10 protein-coding genes, 1 tRNA gene and 1 riboswitch are annotated in these 8,959 nt (G+C 60.0%); of the genes, 3 read left to right on the plus strand and 8 right to left on the minus strand.

The window, feature by feature from the left end:
* The first annotated feature begins 338 nt into the window (after positions 1–338).
* Positions 339–1,100, plus strand: coding sequence for a 3-oxoacyl-[acyl-carrier-protein] reductase (gene fabG / locus NW834_RS12565; protein WP_011433672.1), 762 nt, complete (start codon positions 339–341; stop codon positions 1,098–1,100).
* 5 nt (positions 1,101–1,105) lie between these two features.
* Here the strand turns inward: fabG and NW834_RS12570 are convergent, their stop codons facing one another.
* The 6 genes from NW834_RS12570 to ssuE all read right to left on the minus strand — a co-directional run bounded on the left by NW834_RS12570 (position 1,106) and on the right by ssuE (position 5,880).
* Positions 1,106–2,749 carry a gamma-glutamyltransferase family protein gene (locus NW834_RS12570; RefSeq protein WP_414419827.1) on the minus strand — a complete coding sequence of 548 codons (1,644 nt, stop codon included), beginning with the start codon at positions 2,747–2,749 and terminating at the stop codon, positions 1,106–1,108.
* A 37-nt stretch (positions 2,750–2,786) separates the two neighbouring features.
* Positions 2,787–3,521, minus strand: coding sequence for an HAD family hydrolase (locus tag NW834_RS12575; RefSeq protein WP_414343669.1), 735 nt, complete (start codon positions 3,519–3,521; stop codon positions 2,787–2,789).
* A 66-nt stretch (positions 3,522–3,587) separates the two neighbouring features.
* The gene (locus NW834_RS12580) at positions 3,588–4,241 is read right to left on the minus strand and encodes a YqiA/YcfP family alpha/beta fold hydrolase (protein WP_414331391.1); all 654 of its coding nucleotides are present in this window, start codon (positions 4,239–4,241) and stop codon (positions 3,588–3,590) included.
* A 12-nt stretch (positions 4,242–4,253) separates the two neighbouring features.
* Positions 4,254–4,493, minus strand: coding sequence for a preprotein translocase subunit SecG (gene secG / locus NW834_RS12585; protein WP_011433676.1), 240 nt, complete (start codon positions 4,491–4,493; stop codon positions 4,254–4,256).
* Between the two features lie 292 nt (positions 4,494–4,785).
* Complete coding sequence (locus tag NW834_RS12590; RefSeq protein WP_083757650.1) at positions 4,786–4,959, minus strand: DUF4278 domain-containing protein; 174 nt, start codon at positions 4,957–4,959, stop codon at positions 4,786–4,788.
* 79 nt (positions 4,960–5,038) lie between these two features.
* Positions 5,039–5,120: riboswitch (Glutamine riboswitch) on the minus strand.
* Between the two features lie 232 nt (positions 5,121–5,352).
* Positions 5,353–5,880: an NADPH-dependent FMN reductase gene (ssuE, locus tag NW834_RS12595; RefSeq protein ID WP_414331394.1), complete on the minus strand. Its 528-nt coding sequence runs from the start codon at positions 5,878–5,880 to the stop codon at positions 5,353–5,355.
* A 236-nt stretch (positions 5,881–6,116) separates the two neighbouring features.
* On the opposite strand from ssuE, the gene NW834_RS12600 reads away from it, so the two are divergent.
* Both NW834_RS12600 and NW834_RS12605 read left to right on the plus strand, forming a co-directional pair.
* Positions 6,117–6,188: transfer RNA gene (locus NW834_RS12600), tRNA-Gly, on the plus strand.
* Between the two features lie 143 nt (positions 6,189–6,331).
* Positions 6,332–6,775 (plus strand): DUF29 domain-containing protein, encoded by a 444-nt coding sequence (locus NW834_RS12605; protein WP_414419828.1) that lies wholly within the window; start codon positions 6,332–6,334, stop codon positions 6,773–6,775.
* Positions 6,776–6,780: 5 nt separating this feature from the next.
* Here NW834_RS12605 and nusB read toward each other — a convergent pair whose 3' ends face one another.
* Both nusB and NW834_RS12615 read right to left on the minus strand, forming a co-directional pair.
* The gene (gene nusB / locus NW834_RS12610) at positions 6,781–7,656 is read right to left on the minus strand and encodes a transcription antitermination factor NusB (protein WP_414331399.1); all 876 of its coding nucleotides are present in this window, start codon (positions 7,654–7,656) and stop codon (positions 6,781–6,783) included.
* A 119-nt stretch (positions 7,657–7,775) separates the two neighbouring features.
* Positions 7,776–8,858: a 3'-5' exonuclease gene (locus NW834_RS12615; protein ID WP_414426332.1), complete on the minus strand. Its 1,083-nt coding sequence runs from the start codon at positions 8,856–8,858 to the stop codon at positions 7,776–7,778.
* Positions 8,859–8,959: the final 101 nt, after the last annotated feature.

An 8,959-nucleotide genomic window follows, 5' to 3' on the forward strand; every position in this document is an offset into this window, starting at 1 on the left:
GTAGTAATCCGTACTGAACATATTATACATTATTTTCAGTATAGTTGAGCTTATTATTGACTAGAGTCATGCTCTGCTGCAGCCTAGCCTTTGATCATAGTCCGGCTCTGCTCGCCCGTTGGTCTGGGAATCCGTCCGTCAACACATCTTGCGGGCAGGGTGACTGCACAGAGCCGTGGGATCCCTCCTGCCTATGCCGAAGGACTCCATCCAAGTAGCGCGAACGGCGGTTATGAGGGACGCAGCGCAAGCGATCGCAGGGAAGCCAGTGGCAACCAGAGGGCTCTAAAGCATCCTATACTGTTGCGGCTGTCCGAATCACGAGGAACCTGCCGCTTATGTCTGAGCTTCTCCCTTTGCCTTCCCTCCAAGACCGGGTGGCTGTGGTCACCGGAGCCAGCCGGGGCATTGGCCGGGCGATTGCCCTGCACCTGGGGGCCATTGGAGCAAAAGTGGCGATCAACTACGCCCGCTCCGCTGCCGAAGCCGAGTCTCTGGTGGAGGAGATCGCGGCCCTGGGGGGAGAAGGGATCCCTGTGGCCGCCGATGTGTCTTGCCCAGAGGCGGTGGAGAGCCTGTTTGCCCAGGTGATGGAGCGGTGGGGTCGGGTGGATGTGCTGGTGAACAATGCCGGCATGGCCCGCGACACCCTGCTGCTGCGCATGAAGCCAGAAGATTGGCAGGCGGTGCTGGATCTCAACCTGACGGGGGTCTTTCTCTGCCTAAAGGCAGCCGCCAAAATCATGGTAAAGCAGCGCCAGGGGCGCATCATCAACATCACCTCGGTGGTGGGCTTGGTGGGCAATGCCGGCCAGGCCAACTACAGCGCCGCCAAAGCAGGGGTGGTGGGCCTCACCAAGACGGCAGCCCGGGAGCTGGCCAGTCGCAACATCACCGTCAACGCCGTAGCACCGGGGTTCATCACCACCCAAATGACCGAAAAGCTGGATCCCGGCCCGATTTTGGCGCAGATCCCCCTGGGGCGACTGGGATCCCCGGCAGAAGTGGCGGGGCTGGTGCGTTTTTTGGCGGCAGATCCGGCGGCGGCCTACATCACGGGACAGGTTTTTGCCATCGATGGTGGCATGGTGATGAGCTAGGCACTCTACCACGCCAGGGCTAGGCCATCGGCACGGGGTTCGGAAGCCGCAATGAAGTGATCCCCATCCCGCAAGAGGATCTGTCCCCGGCCAAAAAGACCGCAATCCTCTTCTGCGTCCACCACCTGCACTGCATGGCCGCGGGCGGAGAGTTCGCGCACCACCTGGGGCGGCACCGTGCTCTCCAGCGCCACCTGCGGGATCCCTTGATCCAACAGCACTCGCCAGCGGGGCGCATCCAGGGCCGCTTGGGGGTTTAGGCCGTAATCCACCAAGTTCACCACCACCTGCACATGGCCTTGGGGCTGCATCGTCCCTCCCATCACACCAAAAGGGCCGAGAGGGATCCCTTCTCTGGATAGAAAAGCGGGGATGATCGTGTGGTAGGGGCGCTTGCGGGGGCCCACCTGGTTGGGATGGCCGGGCTCCAGGGTGAAACCCGTGCCGCGGTTGTGGAGAGCAATGCCCGTGCCCGGAACCAGCAGACCACTGCCGAAGCCATCGAAATTCGACTGAATCAAAGACACCATCAACTCACCATCAGCTGCAGCCAGGTAAACCGTTCCCCCCTCCGGCAGCCCTGGCTGGGCCAGGGGGATCGCCTCCCTCCCGATCAACTGCCGCCGCCGCTGTGCATAAGCCTTATCCAGCATCTGGGCAGGACTGACCCGCACATACTCCGGATCCGCCACCTGTCGGCTCACATCGGCAAAGGCCAGCTTCATTGCCTCAATCTGCAGGTGATAGCGCTCGCCGGCATCGTAGGAGATCCGGCCCAGCTCAAAACCCTCCAAAAGGTTGAGCGCCATCAAAGCGGCAATGCCCTGCCCGTTGGGGGGGATCTCCCAGACGGTGTAGCCGCGGTAATCTGTATGGATGGGTTCCACCCAATCGGCCTGGTGCTGGGCCAAGTCAGCGGGGGAAAGAAAGCCGCCGCTGGCTTCCGAGAAAGCCAGCAACTTCTCCGCCAGCTCCCCCCGGTAAAAACTCTCCCCACCGCTACGGGCAATCTCTTCTAGGGTTTGGGCATGCAGGGGGCTGCTCCAGCGCTCCCCAGCCCGTGGGGCACGCCCTTGGGGAAAGAAAACGGCCTTGAAGGCCTCGTGGCGGGGATCTGGCAGGGGCAAATAGATGGACTCCGCCGCCTGCCACAGTTGGGCCACCCGGGGAGAGACCGGAAATCCCTCTTGCGCCAGACGAAGGGCAGGCACAAACAGACGCTCGAACGGCAGCTTTCCCCAGCGCCGGTGCAAGGTCTGCCAAGCGGAAACTGCCCCCGGCACCGTCACCGCTAACCAATCGTAGGGGGGGATCCGCCCATGGTCCCGGTACCGCTCCGGCGTCAGGGCGGCTGGGCTGCGACCGGAAGCATTCAACCCGTACAGCCGACCCTCCTCCCCCCCCTCCCACACCAGAGCAAAGGCATCGCCGCCAATGCCATTGGAGGTTGGCTCCACCACCGTCAAAGCCACCGCCATTGCCACGGCTGCATCCACAGCATTGCCGCCCACCCAGAACATCTCCATGCCCGCCATTGCCGCCAAAGGTTGGCTGGTGGCCACGGATCCCTGTCTGCCCATCACCACCCGTCGCCGCGAAGCAAACGGATAGCGATCCAGGGCCTGCCGCAAAAAAGTGGGTGCTGGCATATCGCTACGCGACGCTCTCGCGAATGGGCTGGGCTCCCTACACAGGCAGGTTATCGCTACGCGACGCTCTCGCGAACAGGAGTGCGGCCAACTCCGCAAAGCTGTCCACCACCACATCTGCCCCGGCGTGGCGCAGTTCCTCGGCGGTGAAAGCCGTGGTGAGGCCCACCGCAAAACAGCCAGCCCCCTTAGCGGCGCGGATCCCATGGGTAGAATCTTCAATCACCCAACACAACGCCGGATCCAACCCCACAGCGGCAGCCGTTTTCAGGTAAGGCTCTGGGTCGGGCTTGGCCCGCTGAATGTCTTCGGCGGTAATCACCGCGTCAAACCAGCGGTGCAGGTCGAAGCGCTGGAAAATCTGCGCTTGATCCCGGCGGATGGCCGAAGTGGTGACGGCCAGGGCAGAAAAGCGCTGGCGGCTGGCCGCCAAAAACTCCAGCACCCCCGGCACCAGGGGTACCTCTGCCAGCAGCTCGCCAAAAGCCTTGGCCTTTTCCTCGATCAAGCGCTGCACCAGCAGGGGCCGTTCTGCAGGTGGGGTGTCCGTCTGGTGTTGGACGAGGTACTCGAACATGTCGCGGTCGGTGCGCCCCTTGAACTGCAGGGAGATGGGGGCCAAATCCAGGGATAGGTGGCAGCGTTGCAGGGCAATGGCCCCGGCGCGGGCATGGATTGGTTCCGAATCCACAATCACCCCGTCCATATCGAAGAGCAAGCCGGCAGTCACGTCAGCCTTCCCCTGTTGTAGGCACAGCACTTTGGATTGCATAGACATTATCGCTACGCGACGCTTTCGCGAATGGGCAAGCACGGGACAGGGATCCTCTTAACAACCCTACTGCCCCGTCTCCATCCCCCACCCGCAGAAGCGGCTGGTGATCTGCCAGATGGGATCCAACACATCCGTCAGGGCGTGGTCACTCTCCACCGCCACCAGTTGGGCCCAGGGGCGACGGGCCACATAGTCTCGACTGGCTTGAATGGGGATGGTGTCGTCTTGGATCCCATGCACAATCAAGGTGGGCACAGGCCGTCGCAACGCCCCATCCGGGTAGCGCTGGGCATCGGCAACAAAGCCGTACTCCAAAGGGAGAGGGCGGCCTTCTCCGTAGTGAAACACCATGAGTTGTCCGGTTCGCTGCCAAGTCTCCACCGCCTCTGCCCCCAGCCGCGGCAGCCAATGGCCTAAAAAGCCAAAAGCCGGCGCCAAAAGCACCAAGCGCTGCACACAGGGTTGTCGTTCGGCAACCCAAGCAGCCACCAGGCCCCCCAAGCTAGAGCCGATGAGAGTGACAGGCGGGTAGTTCATCTCGGCAAGCTGGCTGGAAACCTGCTGGATCTGGCGGGTCAGGGTGAGCTGGGCAAAATTGTCCTGGTTCAGATCAGGCACCTGAACAGGGATCCCCACCTGCTGCAGCCGCTGCCGAAAGAAAGTTGCCTTGGCCGACTGCGGCCCAGAGCCGAATCCATGCAGGTAAATCGCCAACACGGAAAGGGATCCCTATGGCCCTGTGGCTGCCGAGAGCCAGCCCGCCCCCAACACCACGCTGATGGAGAGGAAAAGGGTCGCTACCGTCCAGGTGATGCGGTTGAGGTTTTGCTCAGCACTCTTGGAGCTGGAGAACAGCTGGGCCTGCCCGCCAATGCCCGCCAACCCATCCCCCTTAGGGCTGTGCAGCAGCACCAAGATCACCAGCAAGATGGCCGAAGCCGACCAGAGAAACTCGAAAAACGCTTCCATCGCAGCGGATCCCTGTAGGGCAAGTTGCTAAGGCCATTATCGCTTGGAACCGCATCTTAGCGCACCCTGTCTCGGCATCGCTCCCATTTCAAACTCAACTCGTTCAAACTCAACTCGGCAGGCCCAGACCCATCTACTTGCTTCTCAGGTGGAACGGGTGCTGCTCCTTCTGGGGGTGTTGCTTTGCCTCAAAAAACGACCCCAAACGGGGCCGCTCGGTCTTTTCCGAATCTCTATGGAGATCTCCAGTGGATCCCCACCTCACCTAGAACAAGGGTGAAAAGCATCCACCTCAGTAGCTTACACCCCGGTAAGTCAGGGGCTGATGAGGGTGAGGCATCGCTTTCTTGCTGGTGTGGTGCACACAGAAGGTTTGACCGCGATACTGAGCTTGCAACTCCTCATCACTGAGCTGAGTATGCGCGGGAACGTAGTCAAAGGTGTTGCCACGGAAAGAGAGTTTCATATATCGCCTCCATCAACGAAGGGTTGAGTTTGTTGTCGTTGGGCCCTACGCCACGGAAAGAGTGGCGCGATTCAGTTGAGGCGCGTTCCTTCGGGAAGACCCCTACTTCCGTCTCTGCACAGCTCCAGGCCACTGGTGAGCCAACTGCAGAGGTGAACGATTTATCCTATGTCTGTATCATAACTTACGGTTTTGCAGGTTTTTTGGGGGATTTATAGAAATTTAATCCGGCCATACCCGCAAAAGGGATCCCTTGCCGTCGGCTCTTCCGCGGCTTCTCGGGCCTGACTGGGCAATCACCTATGCACTTTTCGGAATAGATTGCCGCAACCGGTTCCGGGCCCAGGGCACCAATCCCGTATTCGGCCAGTCTCCGCAAAATTCTGATTTCTTCTATTTCACCGCCTGCGCAAGTGCCTGCAGCCCTGCTCGCAGACGTTCCTCGATGTCGGCCTCTAGCTGTAGTGTTCCGGCAGCGTCCAACTGAATTTGAGAACTCAGGATATAAACCCCTCTCAGGATGTGGGTTGCCCCCATCACCGCCAGCACAGGTTTCATCGCAAAGTCGATGGACAGCAGATGGGCCAGGGTTCCCCCGGTGGCAATGGGGAGAATCACTTTACCGGTAAAGGCGTCTTGATCCAGCAAATCCAGCAGTGCCTTCAACACACCTGGATAGGAGGCTTTGTAAACGGGAGCAGAGATGACGATCCCGGTAGCTTGGGCCACCTTTTGCTGAATTGCCTTGAGTTGAGGGCTATCGAACTTGGCCAGTGCCAGATCCTCTGGGGGCAAATCCCGCACCGAAACAAACTGAGTGGTCAATCCCAGATCGGACAGGATCCCGGCAGCGTGATGTAAAACGGCTTCTGAGCGAGAAGGAGTGCTGGGACTACCGGAGAGCAGGAGGATGCTGGACATAGGCCGCAGACAGAATACTGTCTCAGTTGTACCAGGGATCCCACGTGAAAGATGATTAACCCACTCTCGCCCTGCCCCAGCATGCACGATAGCTTTGTCTCTCGACGTCATTCCCTGCTGGTCAAATTGCGGGCAAAATATGCCCCCCCCCAACTCCCCACCTACTCAAGGGGTCGGGAACGTGATAGGTTAGATTCAGCAAGGGTTTCAGCTTGCTAAACTTGAGATTGATTTACGCGGGCGTAGTTCAGTGGTAGAACGCTAGCTTCCCAAGCTGGATGTCGTGAGTTCGAGTCTCATCGCCCGCTTTCCCCAACCAACTGGCAAAACCCGCTTTCCGCAAGCATTCCCGGGCTTGGCCTAGTCCGGGAAATCAATGAGCTCAAGGTAAAAAGGGGTAGTTCGGGGTCAGTAAGATCTCCTTGGCCAGTGCCCAGTTAGGCAATGAAGCATGCAACTTTACGAGTACGACTTCTATGCCTGGACGCAAAAGCAAGCCGCACTGCTGAAATCGGGGCAGTGGGATCAACTGGATATCGCCAACTTGGTGGAGGAAATCGAGGCTTTGGGCAGGCAAGAACGCCGGGAATTGCTGCACCGGCTGGGGATCCTGGTAGGGCATTTGCTGAGGTGGCAATTGCAACCCCACCTGCGAGGCAAAAGTTGGCGGGCAACGATTACCGAACAACGCCGCCAGATCCAGCGATTGCTCAGAGACAGTCCCAGCCTCAAGCCCGATCTTTCGGCAGCCCTGCAAGAGGCTCACCAGGACGGGATCCTGTTGGTGGTGAGAGAAACGCCATTGTCTGAAGCAGATCTGCCTGACCAGTGTCCCTACACATTTGAGCAGGTGATGGATCCCGACTTTTATCCTGGCAAGGAAGATCCCCAGTGATCTGCTCAGCCCCCGGAACCAGAACCAGGGAGGGAGGGATCCCGACCCCGGTGGGTCTCCATCTGGCTGTCCACTACCCGTCGCAGCACTCCGTTGACGAAAGCGGCGGCCTCAGGATCCCCGTATTTTTTGGCCAATTCTACAGCTTCGTTGATGGCAACCTTCACGGGGCTGCTGGCCAGTATTTCCATCTCCACCACCGCCAGGCGCAGGATATCTCGTTCGATCCGACCAACCCGCTGCAATTGCCAACCCACCAAAGCCTTTTGCAAACGAGCATCAATCGCCTCCTTGTGGGTTCGCAGGGCAGTTAACAGTTGCAAAGCGTAGGCGCGCACTTCTTGGGATTGGGCAATGTACAACAGTTCCGGCATGGACAGGGCAACGCCCACCCGGTTGACTGCTCTTTGGGACAACTGGACAACCTCATCCAAGATGTGGCGGACGCTGTGCAGCCGCTGTTCCAGGTGTTCTAAGGCTTGGCCGGCGTTGCCGAGGGCCACTTGCACCTGCTGGATTAGCTCCAGCAATTCCCCCCGTAAGGCATTGGGGTCAGGAACGTCCGCCTCCTTCAGAGTGATTTCCAGGCGCTGCAGGTGTCGTTGGGCCTGCTGAAGGCGGAGGGTGACGGAGCGGGATCCACCCTCTTCCTTGGGATCCGAATCGGCCAACAATAGAGGATCGCTCTCGTGCAACAAACGGTCGCTGCGCTGGATTTCCGCCGCCGCTGTGGAGAGGGTTTCATGGGTCTCTTCACTCAGGGCGCGGATGGCTGCCAGCAGCAAGTCCTCCAGTTGTTTTTCGCTCAGTTTGGCCGCCGTGGCTGGCAGTTGATTGACCCCCAGCAGGGCCAGTTCGCGGGCAATACGCCGAGGTTGCATTGCAGAATATCCATAGCTTCTGAAAGACTGCCCCATTGCCGCAAGGCGGCGCGCAAGCGCTATCGGGCTTAGCCATGCTAGCAGGTTGCCAATCCATGAAGAACGAGAGACTCACCCGGTCAACCGGCCCTAAAACTGCGACTTAACACCCGAAACACCAAAGATGAACTCTGCTCTGTGCCAAAGCGAGATTGGCTGGATACCGAGAGGGTGAGCCGTCGTTTGCTGCGGGTGATGCCCACATACAGCAGCCGCAGCCGCTCCGCTGCCAAGTCCAAAAAGGCTTGCTTGGTGGCAGAGTCGGCCTGCAGCTCCCAGCCGCCTTTGGGGCTGAGCTGTCGCAACTGAGCCAGGGCCTCTGCCTGCATATCCACTTCATCCAAAAACTTCAGCCCCAGGGTTCGCTCCCCGTACTGGGTGGGAAACTCGTAGGCCGACACCTGGGGGATGAACACCTGATCCCATTCCAGCCCCTTGGCCCGATGCAGAGTCGTGACAGTGATGCTGCCCGGCTCGGGGTCGAAGGCGAAGATCTCCGAAGGCAAGTTGTTGAGGCGGTGATCCAGAATCACTTGAAATTCTTGGGCGATCTCCTGCCAATCGGTTTCGGGCAGGGATCCCAGCACCTGCTCCAGCTGATCGATTACATAGCGACCCACAAACAGCTCTTCCGGCTTGCGGTAGAGGCTTTGAACGATCACATTCAGCACCTCCGGCCAAGGGGAGCGCCCGGCCCGGAGCCAACCGGCAAGGGTGCGCAGCAGCCTGCCCAAGTTCTGCCAAGGCGGGCCATCGGGCAGAGCGGGAGCCTCACCAAAGTTGGGAAATAGCAGCCGCTCCGGCAGAGAGGCGCGGATCCAGCTCAACATCGGTCCCAGTTCAGCACGTGGGATCCCCGCCCAATCCGCCAAGCAATCCACAGCAGCAGCCAAGCGAGTGGGGGCAGTGGGCTGGGCAAACCAGTCGATGATTCCCTTGAGCTGCAACAACACCCGCCGCTGACTGGGACTGCCCCGCAACAGATCGATCACCCGCTCCGCTCCCATTTCCTGGAGATAGCTGAGGGCCTTGCCCCCCATTTCGTTGGTGGTGACCAGAATGGCCACCGTTTGGCCGGGAAAAGCTTGGGTGGCTGCAATGGCCTGCCGCGCTACCTGTTGCAGCTCCTCTTCCGGGGATCCGACAACCCGCAGAAAGTCCACACCACCCTCGCTGGCCGGGGGGTTTTGGGGCCCCCCCGGGGCGGCCCAGAGAAAGCAAAACACCCACCCCCCCCCCACCAGCACAAGAGCGGATCAGGCGG

It is taken from the genome of Synechococcus sp. R60.1, from assembly GCF_047461835.1.
Taxonomy (GTDB): Bacteria; Cyanobacteriota; Cyanobacteriia; order Thermostichales; family Thermostichaceae; genus Thermostichus.

Bases quoted from the DNA above. Each gene is read 5' to 3' on its own strand.
- fabG (WP_011433672.1), top strand. From the start codon at position 339: ATGTCTGAGCTTCTCCCTTTGCCTTCCCTCCAAGACCGGGTGGCTGTG.
- NW834_RS12570 (WP_414419827.1), bottom strand. From the start codon at position 2,749: ATGCCAGCACCCACTTTTTTGCGGCAGGCCCTGGATCGCTATCCGTTT.
- NW834_RS12575 (WP_414343669.1), bottom strand. From the start codon at position 3,521: ATGCAATCCAAAGTGCTGTGCCTACAACAGGGGAAGGCTGACGTGACT.
- secG (WP_011433676.1), bottom strand. From the start codon at position 4,493: ATGGAAGCGTTTTTCGAGTTTCTCTGGTCGGCTTCGGCCATCTTGCTG.
- NW834_RS12590 (WP_083757650.1), bottom strand. From the start codon at position 4,959: ATGAAACTCTCTTTCCGTGGCAACACCTTTGACTACGTTCCCGCGCAT.
- ssuE (WP_414331394.1), bottom strand. From the start codon at position 5,880: ATGTCCAGCATCCTCCTGCTCTCCGGTAGTCCCAGCACTCCTTCTCGC.
- NW834_RS12605 (WP_414419828.1), top strand. From the start codon at position 6,332: ATGCAACTTTACGAGTACGACTTCTATGCCTGGACGCAAAAGCAAGCC.
- nusB (WP_414331399.1), bottom strand. From the start codon at position 7,656: ATGCAACCTCGGCGTATTGCCCGCGAACTGGCCCTGCTGGGGGTCAAT.